General features: G+C 44.0%; 26 protein-coding genes. 18 read left to right on the forward strand and 8 right to left on the reverse strand.

The features are described 5' to 3' along the window. The 4 genes from B5444_RS04625 to B5444_RS04640 are packed head-to-tail and all read left to right on the forward strand — an operon-like array spanning position 1 to position 3,561. Complete coding sequence (locus B5444_RS04625) at positions 1-948, forward strand: class I SAM-dependent methyltransferase (protein ID WP_079654065.1); 948 nt, start codon at positions 1-3, stop codon at positions 946-948. A 24-nt stretch (positions 949-972) separates the two neighbouring features. Then, positions 973-1,260 carry a glycosyltransferase family protein gene (locus B5444_RS04630; RefSeq protein WP_079654066.1) on the forward strand — a complete coding sequence of 96 codons (288 nt, stop codon included), beginning with the start codon at positions 973-975 and terminating at the stop codon, positions 1,258-1,260. Positions 1,261-1,265: 5 nt separating this feature from the next. After that, positions 1,266-2,213 carry a glycosyltransferase gene (locus tag B5444_RS04635; protein ID WP_079654067.1) on the forward strand — a complete coding sequence of 316 codons (948 nt, stop codon included), beginning with the start codon at positions 1,266-1,268 and terminating at the stop codon, positions 2,211-2,213. Next, a complete protein-coding gene (locus tag B5444_RS04640; RefSeq protein WP_079654068.1) occupies positions 2,197-3,561 on the forward strand; it encodes a hypothetical protein in 1,365 nt (454 codons plus the stop codon). Before B5444_RS04635 ends, B5444_RS04640 begins: the two co-directional genes overlap by 17 nt. Here the strand turns inward: B5444_RS04640 and B5444_RS04645 are convergent. Genes B5444_RS04645 through rfbA form a run of 5 tightly spaced genes read right to left on the reverse strand, consistent with a single transcriptional unit; the run spans position 3,558 to position 8,045 of the window. Further along, positions 3,558-4,640 carry a glycosyltransferase family 2 protein gene (locus tag B5444_RS04645; protein WP_197680858.1) on the reverse strand — a complete coding sequence of 361 codons (1,083 nt, stop codon included), beginning with the start codon at positions 4,638-4,640 and terminating at the stop codon, positions 3,558-3,560. The two genes, B5444_RS04640 and B5444_RS04645, sit on opposite strands and share 4 nt — an antisense overlap. Positions 4,641-4,695: 55 nt before the next feature. Beyond that, positions 4,696-5,544 carry a dTDP-4-dehydrorhamnose reductase gene (rfbD, locus tag B5444_RS04650; protein ID WP_079654070.1) on the reverse strand — a complete coding sequence of 283 codons (849 nt, stop codon included), beginning with the start codon at positions 5,542-5,544 and terminating at the stop codon, positions 4,696-4,698. After that, complete coding sequence (gene rfbB / locus B5444_RS04655; RefSeq protein WP_079654071.1) at positions 5,541-6,530, reverse strand: dTDP-glucose 4,6-dehydratase; 990 nt, start codon at positions 6,528-6,530, stop codon at positions 5,541-5,543. The genes rfbD and rfbB overlap by 4 nt, the downstream gene beginning before the upstream one ends. Then, positions 6,531-7,103, reverse strand: a complete 573-nt coding sequence (rfbC, locus tag B5444_RS04660) for a dTDP-4-dehydrorhamnose 3,5-epimerase (protein ID WP_079654072.1) — start codon at positions 7,101-7,103, stop codon at positions 6,531-6,533. It abuts the gene before it with no gap. A gap of 60 nt (positions 7,104-7,163) precedes the next feature. Further along, on the reverse strand, positions 7,164-8,045 hold the full coding sequence (rfbA, locus tag B5444_RS04665) for a glucose-1-phosphate thymidylyltransferase RfbA (RefSeq protein WP_079654073.1): 882 nt from the start codon (positions 8,043-8,045) through the stop codon (positions 7,164-7,166). Between the two features lie 80 nt (positions 8,046-8,125). On the opposite strand from rfbA, the gene B5444_RS04670 reads away from it, so the two are divergent. From B5444_RS04670 to B5444_RS04685, 4 genes are read left to right on the forward strand one after another with little or no spacing between them, the layout of a single operon-like run. Further along, positions 8,126-9,256 (forward strand): glycosyltransferase family 4 protein, encoded by a 1,131-nt coding sequence (locus tag B5444_RS04670; RefSeq protein WP_172838431.1) that lies wholly within the window; start codon positions 8,126-8,128, stop codon positions 9,254-9,256. Continuing rightward, positions 9,244-10,302, forward strand: a complete 1,059-nt coding sequence (locus B5444_RS04675) for an MraY family glycosyltransferase (protein ID WP_079654075.1) — start codon at positions 9,244-9,246, stop codon at positions 10,300-10,302. The genes B5444_RS04670 and B5444_RS04675 overlap by 13 nt, the downstream gene beginning before the upstream one ends. Next, positions 10,299-11,123: a carboxylating nicotinate-nucleotide diphosphorylase gene (nadC, locus tag B5444_RS04680; RefSeq protein ID WP_154021739.1), complete on the forward strand. Its 825-nt coding sequence runs from the start codon at positions 10,299-10,301 to the stop codon at positions 11,121-11,123. The genes B5444_RS04675 and nadC overlap by 4 nt, the downstream gene beginning before the upstream one ends. Before the next feature lie 11 nt (positions 11,124-11,134). Beyond that, positions 11,135-12,685, forward strand: coding sequence for an MlaD family protein (locus B5444_RS04685; protein ID WP_079654076.1), 1,551 nt, complete (start codon positions 11,135-11,137; stop codon positions 12,683-12,685). On the opposite strand, the gene B5444_RS04690 is transcribed toward B5444_RS04685, so the two are convergent. Genes B5444_RS04690 through B5444_RS04700 form a run of 3 tightly spaced genes read right to left on the reverse strand, consistent with a single transcriptional unit; the run spans position 12,645 to position 14,513 of the window. Beyond that, entirely contained in the window at positions 12,645-13,226 is a 582-nt protein-coding gene (locus tag B5444_RS04690) for a DUF429 domain-containing protein (protein ID WP_231967179.1), read from the reverse strand. The two genes, B5444_RS04685 and B5444_RS04690, sit on opposite strands and share 41 nt — an antisense overlap. Before the next feature lie 2 nt (positions 13,227-13,228). Next, a complete protein-coding gene (gene flgA, locus B5444_RS04695; protein WP_079654078.1) occupies positions 13,229-13,852 on the reverse strand; it encodes a flagellar basal body P-ring formation chaperone FlgA in 624 nt (207 codons plus the stop codon). Then, the gene (locus tag B5444_RS04700; RefSeq protein WP_079654655.1) at positions 13,821-14,513 is read right to left on the reverse strand and encodes a succinate dehydrogenase/fumarate reductase iron-sulfur subunit; all 693 of its coding nucleotides are present in this window, start codon (positions 14,511-14,513) and stop codon (positions 13,821-13,823) included. Before B5444_RS04700 ends, flgA begins: the two co-directional genes overlap by 32 nt. Before the next feature lie 104 nt (positions 14,514-14,617). Between B5444_RS04700 and B5444_RS04705 the strand changes: the two genes are divergently transcribed. The 10 genes from B5444_RS04705 to B5444_RS04750 are packed head-to-tail and all read left to right on the forward strand — an operon-like array spanning position 14,618 to position 21,770. Next, on the forward strand, positions 14,618-15,328 hold the full coding sequence (locus tag B5444_RS04705; RefSeq protein ID WP_079654079.1) for a carbon monoxide dehydrogenase beta subunit family protein: 711 nt from the start codon (positions 14,618-14,620) through the stop codon (positions 15,326-15,328). 11 nt (positions 15,329-15,339) lie between these two features. Continuing rightward, on the forward strand, positions 15,340-16,509 hold the full coding sequence (locus tag B5444_RS04710; protein WP_079654080.1) for a transketolase C-terminal domain-containing protein: 1,170 nt from the start codon (positions 15,340-15,342) through the stop codon (positions 16,507-16,509). 25 nt (positions 16,510-16,534) lie between these two features. Further along, entirely contained in the window at positions 16,535-17,401 is an 867-nt protein-coding gene (locus B5444_RS04715) for a thiamine pyrophosphate-dependent enzyme (protein WP_079654081.1), read from the forward strand. Next, complete coding sequence (locus B5444_RS04720) at positions 17,398-18,081, forward strand: 2-oxoacid:ferredoxin oxidoreductase subunit gamma family protein (RefSeq protein WP_079654082.1); 684 nt, start codon at positions 17,398-17,400, stop codon at positions 18,079-18,081. The genes B5444_RS04715 and B5444_RS04720 overlap by 4 nt, the downstream gene beginning before the upstream one ends. Positions 18,082-18,097: 16 nt before the next feature. After that, on the forward strand, positions 18,098-18,322 hold the full coding sequence (locus tag B5444_RS04725) for a ferredoxin oxidoreductase (RefSeq protein ID WP_079654083.1): 225 nt from the start codon (positions 18,098-18,100) through the stop codon (positions 18,320-18,322). Positions 18,323-18,324: 2 nt separating this feature from the next. Further along, positions 18,325-18,615, forward strand: a complete 291-nt coding sequence (locus B5444_RS04730) for a hypothetical protein (protein ID WP_079654084.1) — start codon at positions 18,325-18,327, stop codon at positions 18,613-18,615. Further along, positions 18,616-19,509 (forward strand): CobW family GTP-binding protein, encoded by an 894-nt coding sequence (locus B5444_RS04735; protein ID WP_079654085.1) that lies wholly within the window; start codon positions 18,616-18,618, stop codon positions 19,507-19,509. It begins immediately after the preceding gene. 40 nt (positions 19,510-19,549) lie between these two features. After that, complete coding sequence (locus tag B5444_RS04740; protein WP_079654086.1) at positions 19,550-20,521, forward strand: sodium-dependent bicarbonate transport family permease; 972 nt, start codon at positions 19,550-19,552, stop codon at positions 20,519-20,521. 3 nt (positions 20,522-20,524) lie between these two features. Then, complete coding sequence (locus B5444_RS04745) at positions 20,525-20,806, forward strand: P-II family nitrogen regulator (protein WP_079654087.1); 282 nt, start codon at positions 20,525-20,527, stop codon at positions 20,804-20,806. A gap of 31 nt (positions 20,807-20,837) precedes the next feature. Next, positions 20,838-21,770, forward strand: coding sequence for a ribose-phosphate diphosphokinase (locus B5444_RS04750; protein WP_079654088.1), 933 nt, complete (start codon positions 20,838-20,840; stop codon positions 21,768-21,770). The last annotated feature ends 2 nt before the right edge of the window (positions 21,771-21,772 follow it).

Below are 21,772 nucleotides of genomic sequence, written 5' to 3' on the forward strand. Positions count from 1 at the left end.
ATGCCTAACTGTCCAGTGTGTCAGACCTCAGTAGAAGCCCCTTCAGAAAGATACGTAAGCCCTTACAATCAGCAGGAATACAAAAGGTACTCCTGTCCAAACTGTGATCTTCACTGGTGGGAACCTCTGAAGATAATACCAGAGTTTTATGAGAGTGAATACCTAACACCATACAGGGAATTTCATGAAGGCTCGCGAAATAAGATACCTGCTTACTCAGCTCCGTTCTTTAAACTTTTCCCGAAACATATAAAAGGGAGGCTTCTTGACGTAGGTTGTGGTGATGGGATCTTTTTAAAAGAGGCTCAGAGACAAGGCTTTGAAGTGTGGGGTATAGACTTTGACCGCAAGAGCGTGGAGACTGCCAGGAAAAAAGTCGGCGTGGATACTATCTACGCCATGAGCTTGGAGGAGTTTTATCAGTTTGCCAAGGAGAAGAACATAAAGTTTGACGTGATCACCTTCTTTGAAGTTCTGGAACACCAAGATAAACCCATGGAGTTCTTAAGGATGGTAAGAGGGCTTTTAAAAAACGGAGGCTACATAGCAGGAAGCGTACCAAACAGGAATAGTATAATCATGAAACTGTATTCCAAACTTTATCCTGGCGACTTTCCACCTCATCACTTCCTTAGGTTTTCCCAGAAAGCTCTAGAGGAGACCTTAAAAAGAGTAGGTTTTGATTCGGAAGTCCATCCCTCTGTAAGAAACTTTAGTCTTTTGATACCTCACACAGAGGCAATAACCCTAAAACTCTTTGGAATTGATATAGAAAAGGCTCACAAACCGATCCTTAGGACTATTTCAAAAACGTCCAAACCCGGCTTAGGGAGTTTGCTCTATAGAATGCTTAGGCTGACAAGGGATGTGGCTTTTACAATTCCTACCATTCCTCTGTGGCTTATAGAAGAGGGTCTTAATCTATACTTCCAAGGCAGGAAAGTTTAAAAAATAGAATTTAGGAGGTAGGTAATGAAAAAGCTCCTGTTGATATTGTACAGTTTAGGCAAGGGTGGAGCTGAAAAAGTTGCAAGCGTCTTATCTCTATACCTAAAAAGCTTTGAGAAAACTATAATACTGTTTCAAAACGAAATAGACTATCCTTATGAAGGTGAAGTTCTTATTTGGGATCTACCAGCATCTATGAAGCTTCTAACTAAGGTAAAAAGATTTTATTTGCGATATAAAAAGCTTAAAGATTTAAAAGAAAGGCAGCAGTTTGATGTGCCATTAGTTTCCTGGAAGGCCCAAATTTCCTAAACGTAATGACTAAAACTCAAGAAAAAGTTGTAATATCAGTGCATTTTGATCTTATACAAGCCCTTGAGAAAGATCCTTTCATAGGTATAGGTTGGAGAAGAAGGATTGTAGTTGCTGCATATAAATGGTTGATCAAGAAACTTTATCCAAAAGCTGACCTATGCATAGCCGTTTCGCATGGGGTCAAGGAAAGCCTTGTTAGGTTAGGAGTTCCAGAGGAGAGGATAAGGGTAATATACAACCCTTATCCGGTAGAAGAGATCCAGCAGAAGGCAAAGGAAGACGTAGAGGAAGTTTTTAAAAGCTTTCCATATCTTATCAACGTGGGAAGGCTTACAAAACCAAAAGGTCAGTGGTATCTGTTGAGGATCTTTAGGAGTCTAAAGGAGGAGTTTCCTGACCTGAGGCTTTTGATCCTTGGCGAGGGTGAGCTAAAGGGCTACCTTTATAACCTTTGCAAGACCTTGGGTCTTAGGGCTTATCTGTGGGACAAGGACAAACTTTCAGAAGACTTTGACGTCTACTTTTTGGGCTTTAGAGAAAACCCCTTCAAATACATCTCAAGGGCTAAGCTATTCCTCTTTCCGTCTATTTTTGAAGGCTTTGGTAATGTTTTGGTTGAGGCTTTGGCTTGTGGTGTTCCTGTTGTTTCGTCAGACTGTAGGTCTGGTCCTAGGGAGATATTGGCTCCTGGAAGTGATTACAGACATCAGACAGATAAGCCAGAGTTTGCCAAGTACGGAGTGCTCATGCCCGTGCTTGACGGAAGTTTTTTACAGGATGAACCTTTAACCCAGGAAGAGATGATGTGGGTAGAGGTCATCAAAAGCATGCTCAAAGATGAGAGTATACTAAAAGAGTACTCAGAGAGAGGAATGCAAAGAGCTTACGACTTCCACGTTGAAAAGATCATAAAAGAATGGCAGGAGGTGATCGATGAGGTTTTACCTTAAGGCCTTCTTGCTTGCCTACCTTTACACGTTACTGACTGGGTTTGCCGTCCAGTTTGTTGTGCTCCCTTACCTTTTTCCTCAGGCTCACTGGGGTGAGGGGCTTATGGTGGGTGGTGATTGGATAGAGTTTCATCAGGATGCTGTGGTACTTGCCAACAGGATAGAAAGGGAAGGATGGCACGCCTGGACGCTAAAACCAGAACCCAACTACCAGCCTATGGCTGGTATAACAGCTTTCTTTTACGCTCTGACTGGTATACACAAGCCGTGGGTGATGCTCTTCTACAACGCCTTCCTGCATGCACTTGCCTTTATCACCCTCATAGGTATCCTCAGGCTCTTTGGCTTTGGTAAAAAGGTGTCGCTTCTGGCCTCTGTGCCCTTCCTTATATTCCCATCTTCTTTAACCTGGACAAGTCAGATACACAGGGATGGCCTTTACATAGCTGGCTTTTACCTTATGTTCCTTGCCTTTGTACTCCTCATAAAAAGAAATCCATTCTATGGTTTGATTCCCTTTAGCGTAGGTATCCTTTTTGTGTACGTTTCAAGGCAGCATATGCTTATACCGTTGAAGTACATAATAGCCATCCTAAGCCTTATATTTCTAGTGTCTTCTGTCTACATCTTCATCAGGAGGATGGATTATAAGACCAATGTACTAAGGTTTTTGACAGCTGTCTGTATGATAATTCTTATCAACCCACTTCTTCCACAGCTACAGTTAAATCAAATACAGTCGGATCTACAGTTAAATCAAATACAGTCGGATCAACAGTTAAATCAAATACAGTCGGATCAACAGTTAAATCAACTACAGTCGGATCAGCCGCAATCAGGTGAGCTTCAGTCAAGCTGGATAAGAACACCTTTCTTACCCGAAAAATTGGACAACATGTTTTGGTCTTTAGCCAGTGTGAGAGAGTCTTTTATTAGGTATTACTCCAACCATGCGGGGAACATAGACCACGATTTTATACCGCATTCTTTTTGGGATTTTGTTAAGTACATGCCAAGAGCTTTACAGATAGGTCTTTTTGCTCCCTTCCCTAACATGTGGTTTACCAAAGGTGGGACACCGGGTGGTACTGTGGCAAGATACATAACACCCTTTGAAGCTCTATTTATCTACCTTTGTTTGGCAGTGTTTCCTTTTGTTGTCTACAGATTCAGAAAGGACCTATCTTTTTGGGTGGTTACCATGGTTAGCCTGTCGATCATCTGGCTACACGTCCTGTCTGAACCCAACGTAGGAGCCATATACCGTAAGAGGTACGGGTTTATAATGCTTATGTCGGCGTTTAGTTTAGCTTTTGTTCTGGATAAAAGGTATGATAAAATTTTTTAGCATCTTATTGGTTCTTTAAACTCCCTATAAAAATACGGTTTGTAATCACTTAGAAATCTAGAGGTTATTTTCCTTTTCAGTCTAAGGGCGATCTGCCAAGGCTTATGACTTTTTGTAGCTTTTACAATCCAGTATAGTATGTACATTATCGTGTACAGGGATCGTTGTTCTGAAATGTACTTCAAGCATTTAGCATTTGGTGAAAATCTCAAAATCCTACTTAAACCTTCTTTTGATAAATAAGGGGCATTCAACATGTCTAAAATAGATGTGAATCCTACACAATCTTTTAGAAGCTCTTCGTTAAATCCTAGTTTTAACAATTTATAGAAATATTTTTCTACAAAGATATTTAAAAACTTAACATAATTCTCAAGTATAACAACATGATTGTTCCAAGTAATTGAGCTACTGTGCCTTCTCCAAAAGCCAAGAACCTCAGGAACAAAAAGGAAATGTCCCTCCATGGAAATAAACACCCAGGTGGGAAAATCAACTAATCTAATCTCTTTAGGTTCTTGAATAAACCCGCCAATTTTTAGAAGAGCTTGTTTTTTAACCATTACAGTTTGAGTGTAGATTAAATTGCGTCCTGTTAAAAAAACTTTCAAGGCTGCTCCCATAGGATTGTTGTTTACTACTTCTGGATAGTTTGCTAAAAGATGGGATGCAATATCCACCTTTTTAGTCTGCTCCCATATCCTTCCACAATATCCGTGTATCAACACTATGTTTTCTTTATTTTGAGCTTGATTAAGGGCTTTTACTCTTTCCTCAAGTGAATAAACTGGTAGAACATCATCTCCTTCAAGTATTGCTATCCATTCACCTCTACTTTCATTAAGTGCTTCATTATAAGTTTTGTATAGCTCTAATGGACCGTAATTTCTAGAATGTTTTATGACTTTTATTCTTTTCTCCTTGTTTGCAAATTCTTGGATAATTTTGTATGTATTGTCTGTTGATGCATCGTCAACTATAATAAGCTCCCAATTATCATAAGTTTGATCTATTACGCTTTGAATAGCTTCCGATATGTATGCTTCATGATTGTAAGTTGGCATTATTACAGAAACCAAAGGTTTATACATATACCTACACCTCCCACTATGGTTCCTCAAAAGCTTCCCTACTCTAAATACCTAATTCTAACACATCTTTGGCAAGTTTTTCTTCCCACTCTTCTATCTCTATTCCAAGCGTCTTACATATTTTTTCATTGCTCATCGCAGAAAAGCGAGGTCTTTTTGCGGGTAGGTTAAAGTCAGACTGATAAGCAGGGTATATGAACTTCCGGATGCCCTTAAGCTTGAAAAATTCCCTTGCCCATTCAAAACGAGAGGTGTAGCCAGAGTTGACAAGATGATACAGACCAGTAAGCCCTTGCTCTATGGCTTTTAGGGTAACCTCTACGATGGTATTTGTTGATGTTGGTACAGAAAACTCATCACATGCTATCCGTAGGTATTCTTGAGTCTGAGCCCACTGCATGAGTTTGTAGAGGAAGTTTTGCTTTCCCTCTCCATACACCCAGCTTACACGGAAGATAAGATAGTTTTCAAGTATCTCCTGAATATGTTTTTCTCCCATGAGTTTGCTTTTTGCATACTCATTAAGTGGATTGGGTGGGTCATCTTCCGTGTATAGCCCCTCCTTTTTTCCATCAAACACATAATCTGTGGAGTAATGGATTAAGTAGGCTTTGTATTTTTCGCATGCTTTGGCGAGATTCTTGGGTCCTTCGGCGTTCACCCGGTAAGCAAGCTCTTTTTCTGTCTCTGCTTTGTCCACCTGGTTGTAAGCTGAGCAGTTTATAACAATATCGGGGCGGAAACTTTCAAATACTTCCATCACTTGTTCAAAGTTACCAACGTCAAGTTCTTCTTTGCCGAGAGCTAAGAGGTTTATATTGTTATTGTTATTAAGTTTTTTTAAAAATTCACTTCCAAGTTGTCCTTTGGCACCTGTGATGAGGATCTTCATCTGTATACTTTTTCCCAGTAATCTCTTACCTCTTTCACTTTTTTAAAGAGCCAATCCTGGTGATCAATATACCATCTGACAGTCTTTTCTAATCCTTCTTCAAAGGTAGTCTTTGGCTGCCAACCTAACTCGTTTTTCAGCTTTTCAAAGCTTGAGCTGTATCTAAAGTCGTGTCCTGGTCTGTCTTTTACAAAACTTATTAGCTCCAATGGTTTATCGAGCAGCTTAAGTATCATAGATACGACTTCTATGTTTCTTCTCTCTTCACCACTTGATACGTTATAAACCTCTCCAATTTTACCTTTTTCAAGTATGTCGAATATTGCCTCAGCACAATCCTCAACATAAAGCCACTCCCTTATATTTGAGCCATCTCCATAAACTGGCACCGGTTCATTTAACAATGCCTTTGCTATTACAACAGGAATTAGTTTTTCAGGATACTGCCATGGTCCATAGTTGTTTGATGGTCTTACTGTGATCACTGGCAGTCCATAAGTTCTGTAGTATGCCCTTCCTAACATGTCTGCAGAGGCTTTGCTTACTGAATAGGGTGAGTTTGGATTAAGGGGTGTTTGTTCTGTAAACTTTCCTTCGTTTCCAAGTTCTCCGTAAACTTCATCTGTTGAAATGTTTATAAACTTTTCTACTTCATATCTCCTGCTTAGCTCACAGAGGTTGTAGGTGCCTATTATGTTTGAGTGCAGAAAATCATAGGGGTTAAGTATGCTCCTGTCTACGTGTGTTTCAGCAGCAAAATGTATCACCGCCTCTGGTCTATGATTTTCAAAAACTTCTTTTAGGCTTTTAAAGTCGGCTATGTCAATCTTATAAAAGATGATGTTTTGGGATACTTCTTTTAATCTTTCTAAGTCTCCTGCATAAGTAAGCTTGTCTACGACTACTACTGAGTAGCCACGCTTTACAGCTTGCCTTACAAATTCACTTCCTATAAACCCTGCTCCACCAGTCACGAGAAGCTTCATCTATGATTCTCCCTCATAAACAAAGTTGTTATCAGCATCTTTCAACAAAGGTAAATTTGCATCCTTTGCGGATAGAATTGGGTCACTTATGGGCCAATCTATGGCAATCTCCGGATCATTCCAAAGAATGCCTCTATCCAAGGCTGGATCATACTCTGCTGTACATTTGTAGATGATTTCGCTGTCTTCTAAAGCAACAAAACCGTGAGCAAAACCTGGTGGTATCCAAAGCATAAGCTTGTTCTCTTCTGAAAGTTCAGCAGCTACCCATTTTCCATACCACGGCGAGCCTTTTCTTATATCAACCGCAACGTCTAGGATCTTTCCTCTTATGCAACGGACGAGTTTTCCTTGAGCCTTGGGATTCAACTGATAATGCAAACCTCTGAGCACGCCTTTCTTTGAGTATGAGTGATTATCCTGAACAAATTTATACTTTATACCGTTCATCTCAAACTCTGTTGCTTTGTAGAATTCCATAAAGAAACCTCTGTTATCAAAAAACACCTTAGGTTCAATCAAGATCACATCGGGAATTTCAAGCCTTCTAAAGGTAAAGTTACCGCCAGACATTTCTTCCTACTAAGGTCATTATACCTGAGTACTTCTTTGATTGTCAACTGTTTTATACATTTACTTACCTTCTTCTGCGAGCTTTATTAGATACTTTCCGTAATCGGTCTTTTTTAAATGTTCTGCAAGTTTAAGAAGTTGGGATCTATCTATCCAGCCATTCCTGTAAGCTATCTCCTCAATACAACCTATCATGAGCCCCGTTTTTCTTTCAATAGTTGCCACAAACTCCCCAGCCTCCAGGAAGCTATCGTGAGTGCCGGCATCAAACCATGCAAATCCTCTTCCAAATAGCTTTACCCTTAGTTTTCCCTTTTCAAGATACACCTGATTTACGCTGGTTATCTCAAGCTCTCCTCTGTGGGAAGGTTTTATGGACTTGGCTATCTCGACCGCTTCTGGATCGTAGAGATACATTCCTACAACGGCATAGTTTGACTTTGGCTTTTTTGGTTTTTCTTCAATTGATATCACTCTACCTGTTTCGTCAAACTCTAAGATTCCAAACCTTTCAGGATCGTGTACATAGTATCCGAACACACAAGCTCCTCCGTACTGCTCTAGTTCTTCTTTTGCCTGCCTGAGTACGTCTATGAGACCGTGTCCGAAGAATATGTTGTCTCCAAGTAGATACAAAACGTTATCATTGCCGATAAACTCTTCTGCAAGTATTAGACCTTCAGCCAAACCGTTTGGTTTATGTTGAATCTTGTAGCTTATACTCATTCCAAGATGGGAGCCATCCGAAAAAAGCTTCTGAAAAGCAGGAAGATCTTCGGGGTTTACTATGAATAAAATCTCTCTTATTCCAAGTAACATGGCAATTGATAAGGGGTAGTAAATCATTGGTTTGTTATAAATGGGGAGAAGATGCTTGTTTACAACCTGAGTTACTGGATAAAGTCTTGTACCTGAGCCACCTGCAAGGATTACGGATTTCATCCCTAGTGCCTCCATTTTAAAATGCTTTTTAAAAGGTAAAACGTATCCTCTTCATTATAAAATTAAGATGTATGATTATAATGAGTGATAAAAATAAAAGCATAGTCCTCTCTTCTAACACCTCCTTTTCTCTGTACAACTTCAGGCTTGGGCTTATGAAGGCTTTGCAAGAAAGAGGCTTTAGAGTTATGGCCGTGGCTCCAGAAGATGAATTTTCACAGAAGCTAGAAGCCTTGGGCTTTGACTTCTCTCCCATAAGAAACTTAGACAGGAAGGGCAAAAACCCCATAAAAGACCTAAGACTTCTGTTTGAGTATGTGAGCATCTACAGAAGGCTAAGGCCACACCTGGTGATAAACTTCACCATAAAGCCAAACATCTATAGCTCTGTAGCATGTGGACTGCTTGGCATAAAAAGTATAAGCGTTGTGACAGGACTTGGATATGTTTACATACAAAAAAGGGTTCTTCAAACATTGGTAAACCTTCTTTATAAGGTTGCTTTTTCTTTTAATCAAAAAGTTGTTTTTTTGAATGAAGAAGATATGGAAAACTTCTTATCTATAGGACTTGTTAAAAAACAAAAAGCTATACTTATAAAAAGTGAGGGAATTAACACTGAGTACTTCTATCCCATGGAAGTAAAAAAAACAAACCAAAAGCCTATCTTTCTTATGATCTCGCGCCTTCTTTGGGATAAGGGAGTTAGGGAGTTTGTGGAGGCTGGAAGGATTCTAAGGGAGAAGGGTATAAGTGCTGAGCTTTGGCTTTTGGGACCCTTTGACGAGGGAAACCCTGCCGGCGTTCCAAGGGAGCACATCCAAAAGGCTCAGGAGCAAGGTTTTATAAAGTACGTGGGACAGGCCCAGGATGTAAGACCTTTCATAGCTCAAGCAGACGCAGTAGTCTTGCCTTCTTATTACCGTGAGGGAATTCCTAGGGTCCTTCTTGAAGCTATGGCCATGGCAAAGCCCATAATCACCACAGACTCAGTAGGCTGCAGGGAGGTGTGCAAGGAGGGCCAGAATGGCTTTCTCGTAAGACCTAGGGATCCTCAGTCCTTGGCCGATGCTATGATAAAATTCCTTACGCTTTCGGAAGAGGAGAGGAAGGCTATGGGAGAAGAGGGTAGGAAGATGGTCCTTGAAGAGTTTGACGAGAGGATAGTCATAGACAAGTACCTTAAGCTTATAGAGTCATGCCTTACTTAATACTTGCATTCTTTGTTAGCTTTTTACTTTCCCTCTTCTTTATTAGGCTCAACTTGGCTCACGACCCAACCTATGGGGTTCAGAAGTTCCACAAAAGGCCTACTCCAAGGCTTGGGGGTCTTGCTATCATGGCCTCCCTAATCCTTGTGACTTTTTCCTTTTACTGGGTTAGAAAGGACTTTTCAAGGGAGTACTTTCTGGCTGTCTTGTCCTCTCTTCCTGTTTTTACTGCTGGTTTTGTGGAAGATATCACAAGGAAAGTTGGACCAAAGGTTAGGCTGTTGGCTGGCTTTTTGTCTGGTGCTGCTCTGGTACTTCTACTAAAAGCTTGGGTGAGTAGGGTTGATGTTGCTCCCTTCGACTACCTTCTTAGCATCTATCCTGTTGCCTTTTTGTTTACGGCATTTGCTGTGTCTGGTCTTTGTCATGCTTTTAACATCATAGACGGTTTTAACGGTCTTGCTAGCGGTGTTGCTATGATGAACTTCCTTGCTTACTCTTATGTGTCTTTTCTGCATAATGACTACTTTCTTTTGTACCTTAGCCTTTCTGCTTTTTCTGCAACCCTTGGTTTCTTCCTCTGGAACTATCCCTTTGGTCTTATCTTTCTCGGAGACTCGGGCGCTTACCTGCTTGGTTTTCTGAACGGTCTTATTGGGATCCTGCTGACCCACAGGTATGCCGATGTATCTCCATGGTTTGTGATGCTTCTTCTCATCTACCCTGTATGGGAAACTCTGTTTTCTATATACAGGAGGAAATTTTTAAGAGGTTCTGGAGCTATGCATCCAGACACTCTACATCTTCATAGCTTGCTCTACAAAAGGCTCAGCAGGTCACTTTTGGGTACGGACGCCGACAGCCTTCTTTTAAACTCCCAGACTTCTCCCTTTATATGGTCTTTACACCTTCTGTGCGTGGTGCCTGCCCTCTTTTTCTGGAACAGAACACCTATCCTCATCCTTTTTGTTCTCCTCTTCATAGTCCTATACACGTGGCTATACTTTAGAATAGTCAGGTTTAAAACTCCCTTTGTGAGAAGATGATGGAGCCTTTTATAGATAAAAGACTGCTTGAGTTTTTGGAAGAAGACATAGGACACGGTGATGTAACTACCCTGGGTGTATTTAGGGGAGAAAGGGTAAGAGCCCAGATAAAGGCGAAGGAAGAGGGTGTGGTGGCTGGGCTTTTGTTTGCCAAAAGGGTCTTTGAGCTCTTGGGTGAGGCACATATAACCCTTATGGTTCAAGAGGGTGACTGGGTAGTTAAAGGGGACGTGCTCATGGAGATAGATGCGGCTGGTGATGTTGTTCTGTCTGGGGAGAGGACTGCTCTTAACCTGCTTCAACGTTTGAGTGGTATAGCTACTATGACGAGGGAGTTTGTAAAGAGGCTTGAGGGGACCAAGGTGAGGCTGTTGGACACGAGGAAAACTACTCCAGGGCTTAGGTTTTTTGAAAAGTACGCCGTTAGGGTGGGTGGTGGAAACAACCACCGTTTTGCCCTCTACGATATGGTCCTTATAAAGGACAATCACAAGAGGTTGGCAGGTTCCATAAGGGAGGCTGTACGTCGGGTAAGGGAGAGGATAGGACCTTCTTACAAGGTAGAGGTGGAAGTGGAAAGCCTTGAGGAGCTGGAGGAAGCCCTTTTCTGTGGTGTGGACATGGTCCTTTTGGACAACTTCAGCCCCCAGATGGTAGAAGAGGCGGTCAACCTAATAAAGGGTAGGCTGCTCGTGGAAGTTTCTGGAAACATAACTTTAGAGAACATAAGAGAGTATGCCATAGAGGGTGTAGACTTTATATCAGTGGGTGCCATAACCCACTCGGCCAGGTGGATAGACTTAAGCCTTAAGGTTCTATAATTGTTCTTAACATGAAACTTACTAACGAGGTAAAGGTTGGTGTATTTGTCGTTGTTGTAGCTCTTGGCTTTGCTTTTTTGATCCTTACCTTCGGTGAAGTTCCATTCCTTAAACCCTCCGGTAGAGTCTACAAGGTGATCTTTGATGAAGTGGGTGGCCTATCAAAGGGTGCTGAGGTAAGGGTGGCCGGCATAAGAAGCGGAAAGGTGAAGGACATAAGACTCAAGGATGGGAAGGTGGAGGTGGTCTTTGAACTGGATAAGGACATAACCCTTTACAAAGACGCCACAGCACAGATAGGAACCTTGGGACTCATGGGTGATAAGTACCTTTCCATAACCCCTGGCACTCCTTCAGCTGGTACTTTGGAAGAGGGTGGCTACATAAAGAACACCTTAGGTTACGCAGACACCGACAGGCTCGTGAAGGAGATGACCAACGCATCCGAGGCTATAAAGCTACTGGCACAAAACTTTCAACTCATTCTTACAGAGAACAGAGAGGACATAAGGGCCATAGCCCAGAACCTAGCAGTGCTTACAGATAACCTAAACAGGATAACCATGGAAAACAGAGAAAACCTAAGGCAAGCTATAGCCAATTTAAACATCCTGCTTGCTTCTCTAAACAGGACACTGCCTACGGCCATAGAGTCTGTTGAAAGACTCTCCGAAAACTTGAACGCCATAGCTACCGAGAACAGGCAGGACATAAAAGTAGCCATATCTAACCTACGAGCTTTATCCCAGGATTTAAAAGAAACACTTCCAGAGCTATCACGTAACCTAAATGACCTTTCCAGGAACTTAAACCTTATAGCTACAGAAAACAGGGAAAACATAAAAGAAACTACCCAGAATATAGCCCAGCTTACCAAAAGGCTTGATTACATAGCCCAGAAGCTGGAGAGAGGAGAAGGTACGTTGGGTAAGCTGATAACGGACGATGAGCTCTACAGAAACATAGCCAGTGCCACAAGGACCTTCTCAAAAGCCGGAGAGGTAGCCGACAAGACAAACTTGTACGTAGGTTTTAGGGGTGAGCTCTACAAGGCTGGAGACACAAAGGGTATACTAACCCTCAAACTTCAACCCGACGAAAGAAAGTACTACCTTCTGGAGATAGTAGGCAATTCTAGGGGAAGAGTTTACAAGGAGGAGATCCTTCCCAATCAGTACGTAGTCAAGAAGGAGTTCAAGCCTCAGATCACCCTTCAGTACGCAGTTCTCTTCCCTGTGTTTGGAGACAAAAAGCTAGTTGTGAGGGCAGGTCTAAAGGAATCCACAGGTGGAGTTGGTCTAGACTTTGTATACAGTAACAGGGTTACGTTCTTCTCGGACCTGTGGAACTCTGGCAGAAAGGACAGGCCTCAGGATAAGGACCTAAAACCAAGCTTACAGGTGGGTGTGGAGTACAAAGTAAAGGGGCCTGTCTACGTAAGAGTGGGTGGGGATGATCTTCTTAACTCTAAGCTTAGAGGAGCCTTTGGTGGTGTTGGACTTCTCTTCACGGACAACGACCTTAAGTACCTCTTAGGAGGGCTAAGGCTTCCTGGCTTTTAGGCAGGACTATGGTTCCGTCCTCACCACCTATGACCTCGTGTAGACCCAAGTTAAACAAAAGCCCGACCACCAGACAAGCTACAGCATCAAGCTCGTCCTGCGTGTATGCTTTCTCTTCAAGCTTTAGGAAGCTTCTGTAGAAGCTGAGTATCGCCTGTTTGTCCTTCCTTGGCACACCCATAAGATCATAGAAGGCCCCTGGATAAGTTTCATAAACCCTCTTTCCCTCAGACTCCCACAGTCCCTTTAGGTTTATGGCCCTTTTGGTGAGCTGTCTCATAGGTCCAAGGGTCACAGGAAAGAACTTGATTCCCCTTCTTCTTAGCTCTCTGTCACATTCTCTAAAGTGTTCTCCTCTATCATCTATGTTCTTCCTTCCCTTGGGTATGGAGAGGGGAGCATCTACAAAGATAAGCCTAAAGCCTCTGCAGATCTCCATAAGCTCACCGTCCGACTTTACCACAAATGTCTTTACTATGCCCTTTTGAAAGAAGGCCACGCCCGTGTTTCTTTTCTCACTTCCGGCCAAGTCCACCCCCACTATCAAAACACTTCCACCTTCCCTTTACCCACCACCTTCGCCCTCAAGATCTTCTCTCCATGCCTTATGCGTATTATCTTGCCTACCTCTCCATTTTCCAAAGCCTTAGCCTTGAACTCAAGCAAAAGGTTACCCTCCCTGTAGATGGCCAATACCTCCTGATCCCTAAGGACTACGGGTACACTTCTCGTCAAAGATCTTCTGAGCACTGTCCCCTTTAGTATGTTGGTAGATGTAAGCATGCTGTTTATGTCCTCCTCGCTTATGAGAAGGTCAGAAGGTATCACCTTGGAGTACCTTAGCTCTTTTACGAACATTTCAGGGCTCAGACGCGTTCCTTTTGGTATGTCATCCTTGGCTATAAACACAGGGTAAGCCCAAAGAAGATCTACATAAGCCGTGTACTTTTCTCCTTTGCAGTAGAGGTATACCAGGCTTTTAAACTTCCCATACTCCATATCAAAAACAAAGTCACAGGGCTTTGAATCCTCGGGTTTTCTGTCAAACTTTACCCTTAAAACCTTTACCCTATCCTTTCCGAAGGTATCCTCTATCCTCCTCTTTATGTCTTCTTCAAGAGATGCATAGCATAGGTTAAGGAGAAGCAGGAGTATTGTCCACAGCATAGAGCATGAGCCTTCTTATGAGGGTTGCCGGCTCTACCTCTTTAGGACAGACGTTGTTGCACTTGTTGCAAGAAAGGCAGTGATAGAGGTGTCCCATCTGAACAGCCTGATTTAGTCTTAGCTCTTTTTCTTTTTCCCTCGGGTCTTCTATAAACCTGTATATCTTGGCGAAGAACAGAGGTCCGGCGTACACACTCTCAAGAACCTGAGGACAGTAAGATTGACATGCACAGCACAGTATACAATCGGCAGCGCTCTCTATCTTTTGACTTATCTGCGCTTCTATTCTTACATCAGAAGAGTCACTGCTTATCCAAAGCTTGAGCTCCTTCATCTTCCTTATAACCTTTTCGTTGTCTACCACCAGGTCCCTTATCACTTCAAAGTTTTTGAGAGGTTCAACTACCACGGGTTCTCCCAGAAGTACGTAAGGTAGTACTTGCTCTTTGCATGCAAGCTTAGGAAAGCCATTTATCTGAACGGTGCAAGTGCCGCATATACCAGCCCTGCAGAAGTGTCTGAAGGTAAAGCTATTGTCTATGTTCTCCTTTATCCACCAGAAGGCCGAAAGAAAGGTCATGCCCTCCTGATAGGGAACCTCAAAGGTCTGATACCATACATCCTGCCCCAATTGTCTCCTTACCTTAAGCTTTAAAAACATGGAAAAATAATATATTCCCAATACGATAAAAATCATACCTTTTCACTTGACAGCATATAAGAACCTGCTTAACTTTTTTTAAACCAGTAAAACGGAGGTGTAGCATGGGTAGGATTCTACCTGGTCCGGTGGGTTACATGCCCACGCCTGCAGTTTTTGAAGGAGTAGAACTTCCACCACCAGGAAAGGCGTTGCTGTACGGTGAGATAGTAGATGAAGAGGTAGCTATGAGAGAGGCTGCAAAAGCCCTCCTTACACGTAGGAACCCGACCATCTTCCCAGGTCCGCTAGTACTCTGGGGATGGAACGCTGCAGCCATGGAAAAAGCAAAGGCTGTACTCGAGCTTGCCATGGAGATACCCAACTGCAGGATAATCCCAATGCCTGATTACAGGCCCAAGTATCCCAAGATAGACCCAGAGGCTGAGATAAACCCCAACCATCCCAACCTAACCATCCTCCACAACAAGATAGAGGTGTGCATATTTGTAGGTGTTCACTGTCACTACGCTAACCTATCCTTGAGGATGATAAGAGCAGGTACCAACTGCTTTACCATAGCACTGTGTGCAGAGATGGGTCACGAGGATGCCATGGTATCTCTTAGAGATGTCCATGCAGAGGAGATAAGGAAGTTTAAGGACGTCGTAGTCCAGGTCAGGGAGGAGATGGGTATAAAGTGGGAGCCAAAGCTTCCACCCGAGAATCCATCCCTACCGCCAGAGAACTATGAGACCTTGTCCACTCTTGACTATGGTGAGTATGCTTATCTTTTGATACCCAGAAGGGGTGAGCAAGTAACAGAAACCGAGTAAGGAGGTAGGCCATGCCAGAGCAAAGAGTTGTAGATGCAGATTATCTTCTTTTAGAGGCTCCAAGGGAACGTAAGTTTATAACGGGAGCCCAGGCTATGGCTGAGGCCGTCAAAAGGGCCAACGTGGATATAGCTATAGCCTATCCCATAACCCCACAGTCAGAGGTAATGCACCTTGTAGGAGATCTCTGGGCTCAGGGGTACCTGAGAGACTACTACAGGGCAGAGGAAGAGTACGGAGCCATGTCAGCCATAGCCGGCGCAGTCAGGGGTGGAGCCAGAGCCTTCTCGGCCACATCAGGACCTGGACTCTTGAGAGGTCTTGAAGCAATAGCTTCCTGGCCTGGTCACAGGATACCTGCAGTCCTCGGTGTCCTCACGAGAGTGGTAAACGCTCCTCTATCCATACAGCCAGACAACGTAGAGATAGCGTACCTTCTCAACTGTGGTATGGTAGTCCTGCACGCAGAAAACCAGCAAGACGTGTTTGATTTTACGCTGGCTGCTTTTGTTATATCTGAAAAGGTAGACGTCTACATCCCCGTGGCCGTATGTACAGAAGGCTTCTTTGTAACCCACGCAAAGGGTTACGTGAACATGACACCAGAGGACATGAAGCTACCACCAAGAGATCCATACAAGGCACCCGTACCACCCACAGACTGTGAAATACCGCCCGCCAGGATACAAAGGGATGCTCCCGTTCAGAAGTCCAACTTCATGAGCTACCTAATACACGCCGTATGGCAACAGGAAGTTTGGGCGTCAAACATAAGAGCCATGAAGTACATTTACAAGTACCTGGGTGGTCCCATAGAGGTGGTCAACCCCGATGCAGAGGTCTTTATAGTGGCTTCTGGTTGTGCCGCCGCTCAAGGAAGGGAAGCTGTAAGGTATGCCCAGATGGAAGGATTAAACGTAGGACTTGTTAAGGTTAAGTCCATAAGACCCTTCCCAGAGAAGGAAATAAGGGAAGTGCTCAAGAAGGCAAAAGCTGTTATAGTTCCAGAACACAACATAGTAGGATGGCTTGCAAAAGAGGTAAAGGCCGCCATACCCGACAACGACAAGGTGATAGGCGGTCCAAGGGTCTACGGTGGCATGACGCTGCCTGTAGAGCTCATAATGGAAAAGATCTACGATGTCTTTGGTATAAAGAAGGAGAAGAAGGTAGTAGTTTAAAAACTTCATAAGAGGAGGTTTAATCATGGGCTTGGAATACGTGAGGATTTCTCCAGGCTTTGAAAGATACATGCCTAAGGATTATGTAGACCTGGTCAAGTACGGCCAGTTCGGCAGGCAGGTGGACGTCCAGCAACTCGGACAGTTCAAGGAGCTCGTGGAAGAGCACCCTATGTGCGCCGGATGTTTCATGGCGTACTTCATAAGGGTCTTTTATGCAGCCCTACCCAACCCTGAGGACACCATAGTCATAGGAACGGCTGGATGTGCAAGACTTGCCCTGTCTCAGGCAGCAGTACCCTTCATCTACGGAAACTACGGAGACACCAACGCTGTAGCCTCTGGTCTTAAGAGGGCCCTAAGCATAAGGTTCCCCGATAAGGTAAAGGATGTGGTGGTAATAGCTGGAGACGGTGGACTCATAGACATAGGTTTTGGCATGACCATGCACTCTTGGTTTAGAAAGGAGAAGTTCACCACCATAATGGTGGACAACGAGGTGTACGGAAACACGGGCGGTCAGGAAAGTGGCATGTCCCCTAAGGGTGTGCAGCTCAAGATGGCTCCAAAAGGAAAGCAGTTTGACAAGATAAACGCCGTTGAGCTTGCAAAGGTAGCCGGATGCGTGTACGTGGCAAAGCTGGCCCCCACCAACCCCAAGAGAATAGCCAAGACCATAAGAAGGGCTATACTGGCGGCAAGGCACTTCGGTCCTACCTTCATACACGCTTACACTTCCTGTAACATAGAGTACTCTATACCTACGGAGAAAGTCCTTGAGGATGCAAGGAAGAGAGAAAAGCAGGACTTTGGTTTCTACGAGTGGATGACGGACGAAGTGAAAGAGTTCTTTGAAGAGATAGAGAAGGCTCCTCAGGAGGTAAGCTCATGAAAAGGTACAACATAAGGATAGCCGGCGTGGGTGGCCAGGGCGTGGTCACCTCCGCCCACATCCTCGGTAACGCTATGTCGGCGGCTGGTATGTATGCCAGCCTCGTTCCCTTTTTCGGTTCAGAGAAGAGGATGGCACCCGTAGAAGCCTACGTGAGGGTATCCGATCAACCCATCTATGAGGTGGGAGAGGTAGTCTATCCTAACGTGATAATGATCTATCACCCACAGGTCATAACCCACGGAAAGTCCTACACAATGCCCTTCTACTCAGGCCTAAAAGAGAACGGTCTGGTTATAATAAACACTGACGTAGACATAATACCTGAAGAGGATTGGGTAGTACTCAAAGAGCTCAACGTAAAGGTCATCAACTTCCCGGCCACAAAGCTCGCCCTTGATATAGCAGGTACTGAGCTTGCCACCAACATGGCTATGGTAGGTCTCTTCTTCGGTATAACCAAGCTTGTGGGTATAGAGCACATAGAGCAGGCCGTGAGGGAAAGGTTCCTCGGCAACACCTTCGTGGCATCTGGTGGTACCACAGCCCTTGACAGCGCCATAGAGAAGAAGTTCAAGAAGAAGATGGAACTCCTTGAAAAGAACATGCAGGTCATAAAGGAGGCCATCAGGATAGCAGAGGAGCAAGGTTGGGTCTTAGAAGAACCCATAAAGGCCTAAGGAGGTTCTAAAGGGTATGTACTACGTGGCGGATGTAAACGAACCCTGTTGTGCCAAGTACAACTGTAAACAGTGCGTACTCTTCTGTCCTGAACCTAACACTTTGATGTACCATGAGGACAAGCACGTGGCATGGGTCAACTACTCAAGATGTAAGGGCTGTGCCATATGCGTCTACGTATGTTCTGACCTTCTTAAGAGAAACTGCATACAGATGGTCATGGTAACGGCAGGGGACTAAACATGGATGAAAGACTGAAACTCATAAGAGAGAAGGTTCTGGAGGCTGTAAACAACCCTGATCTGGACGTAGAAGTCTGTTTTCCTGAGGCTGATGATGCTTGTGAGCTAAAGCCCTACCCATACCTAAAGGTGAAGTATGTGGTGGAAGGGCACGACGTGTACGAGAAGGAGATAGATATAAACCCAGATTACCTTTTAAACAGTGATGTGCAGGAGGTTGTAAACTACATCCTTTTCCAAGTTCAACAGTTTATGGAAGAGATAGATTCTGTAGAATACGGAGGGGAGTGAATGCTCCCCTCTTTCGTCGTAACAGGTTTTTTAGGAAGCGGTAAGACTACCTTCTTGATCAACTCTGTCAGAAGACACTTTGAAGGCAGAAGAGTAGCCATAGTAGTAAACGAGCTAGGAGAGGTAGGCGTAGACGGAAAGATCCTACAGGGGATCTACTCGGATGTGATGGAGATAGCAGAGGGTTGCATATGCTGCTCTTTACATGCTGAGTTTCAAAAGGCCCTCAGTGAAATAAAAGAGAAGTTTAATCCCGAGATTCTCTTTGTGGAGACCTCCGGAGCCGCAGAACCCTTTCCAGTTATGTTAAGCTTGCAATCTCTTGGATGTTCTGTTGAAGGAGTAGCCTGCATAGTAGACAGCAAAAACTTTCTAGAGTACAAGGATGACCCTGTGGCAAAACACCAAATAGGAAGTTCTAACATCCTCATCCTAAACAAAATAGACTTGGTTTCTCAGGATCAGCTTAAGCAGGTAGAGGATGAAGTTCTTAATGTCTGGCGGCAGAACCAACTTAGAAACTACTTCACAGGTGAACCTCTTTTCAGAAGCCCTCCTAGAATTTACAGAGCTTCTCACGGCGTAGTGCCAAAAGAGGTGTTTGAAGGTGTCTACCCTTTGGAAGAACTTACAGCCATTCCCCATCATCATGATCATGACCATTCACACCAACGGAAGGACATCGTGTACATAGAAGAAGAGATAGACTACGAAAAACTAATGGAAATCCTGGAAGATCTAACGAAAAAGGCTATCCGTGTAAAGGGAATCGTACGTGTAAAGGATTCACCCTACCCCCTGATTGTAAACTACAGCTTCGGGCTTTTGGATATATCTGAGCTTAATCATTATTCAGGCCCGAGCTTTTTGATTACAATTAACTCAGGTACTTAGCCTAGTACTTTACAAAAACTCTCACTAGGAGGGTAAGATCATGAGCATAGATCTTATACTAAGCAACGTACTCAACCCGCCTGTCCTCTTCTTCTTTGCGGGTATGCTCGCCGTGTTTTTAAAGAGCGATCTTGAGATACCTCAGCCCATAGCCAAGCTGTTTTCCCTGTATCTCCTCATATCCATAGGCCTGCATGGTGGGTACGAGCTCTCAAAGAGTGGTATAACACCCTACATTATCAAGGTGCTTGGTTTTGCTATGTTCATGGCTATCTTTGTACCCATCTACACCTTCTTTATACTCAGGCTCAAGTTAGATGTTTACAACGCTGTAGCTGTAGCCGCCACCTATGGATCTATCAGTGCGGTAACATTCTTGACAGCCTTGTCCTTCCTTCAACAGCTAAAAGTTCCAAGCGGAGGTTATGTGGTTGCCGCCATGACCCTCATGGAATCGCCCGCCATAATAATAGGCCTTGTACTTCTCTCTATATTTGCCAAAAACAGAGAGAATTCCCACACGGACTGGAAGGAAGTTCTAAGGGAATCTTTTCTAAATACGTCCGTGTACTTACTTCTTGTTGGTTTGATAGTGGGTTACGTAACAGGTGAGAATGGGTGGAAGGGTGTGGAACCGGTCTTTGGCAACCTGTTTAAGGGCTTCTTGACCTTCTTCCTGCTCGATATGGGTATAATCGCTGCCAAACGCATAAGAGAGTTAAGAAAGGTTGGTGCGTTCCTTTTAGTGTTTGCCATAGTAGTGCCTGTTATCAACGCCGTGATAGCTGCTTTCTTGACGCATACTCTAGGTATACAGAAAGGTGATGCCTTTCTGCTTACTGTCCTTTCCGCTAGTGCATCTTACATAGCCGTCCCTGCCGCCATGAGGCTGTCTGTTCCAGAAGCCAATCCCAGCATATACGTACCCATGAGCCTTGCTCTTACCTTTCCTTTCAACATATCTGTAGGCATACCTTTATACTACTACTTAGTGAACATGCTTTGGGGGTAAGCCATGAAGAAGGTAGAGGTAGTCATAGATAGCTTGCATCTTAACGATGTTCTTAAGATCTTTGAAGAAGAAAGGGTATCTGGGTATACGGTTATTAGAGACGTGGAAGGTATGGGAGAAAGGGGCCTTAGGGAAGGCGATGAGCTCACAGGCGTCTACAAGAATAGCTACGCCTTCACTGTGTGCGAAGACGACAAAGCAGAAAGGATAGTTCAAAGGGTGGGTCGTCTTATCAAAAGGCTCGGTGGCATATGTGTAATCTCGGATGTACAGCTGTTTGCATAAGAGTTATAATTATACACGGTAGGTTGAACAGATGGGAGCAAAGCTCATAGCTGGTAACAGCAACCCTAAACTTGCCCAGGCTGTAGCCAGTCATTTAGGTGTTTCTTTGGTGGATGCTATCATATCCAGGTTTAGCGACGGTGAGATACGTGTACAGATCAACGAGTCTATGAGGGCAGAGGACGTTTTTGTTCTTCAGTCCCTCTGCAGCCCGGTAAACGATCACCTCATGGAGCTCCTTTTAATACTTGATGCTCTCAAAAGAGCCTCTGCAAAGAGTATAACTGCCGTGATCCCTTACTTTGCCTACGCACGTCAGGATAGGAAGGACAGGCCAAGGGTACCCATAAGCGCCAGGCTCGTGGCAGACCTTATAACCACGGCAGGTGCCCATAGGGTGATAGTGGTAGATTTACACTCGCCTCAAATACAAGGTTTCTTCAACATACCAGTGGACAACCTTTTTGCTCTTAACGTCATATACGACTATCTGAAGGACAAGGTAGACCCCGAGAAGGTGGTTATAGTCTCCCCCGATGCTGGCGGTGTGGAGAGGGCAAGAAGGCTTGCCAACAAGCTTGGCTGCAATATAGCCATAATATACAAGAGAAGGCCTGAACCAGGAGTTGCTGAAGTCTTTGATCTTGTAGGAAACGTGGAAGGTAAGGAAACCATAATCCTGGACGATATCATAGACACAGCTGGTACTGTAGTAGCCGCATCACAGCTTCTTTTAAGCAAAGGTGCCAGGTCTGTGAAAGTGTGCGCAACCCACGGAGTTCTCTCTGGACCAGCTATAGATAGGATAAAGACGGCTCCCATAGAAGAGGTGATAATAACCGACACCATACCTTTGAAGGATGATAGCTGCGATAAGATAAAAGTGGTGTCTATAGCTAATCTCTTGGCCGAAGCCATAAGAAGGGTTCAGGAAGGAGAATCTGTAAGCTCTCTATTCATATAGAA

Origin of the sequence: Thermocrinis minervae (assembly GCF_900142435.1) — a bacterium.
In the GTDB taxonomy this organism is placed as follows: domain Bacteria; phylum Aquificota; class Aquificia; order Aquificales; family Aquificaceae; genus Thermocrinis_A; species Thermocrinis_A minervae.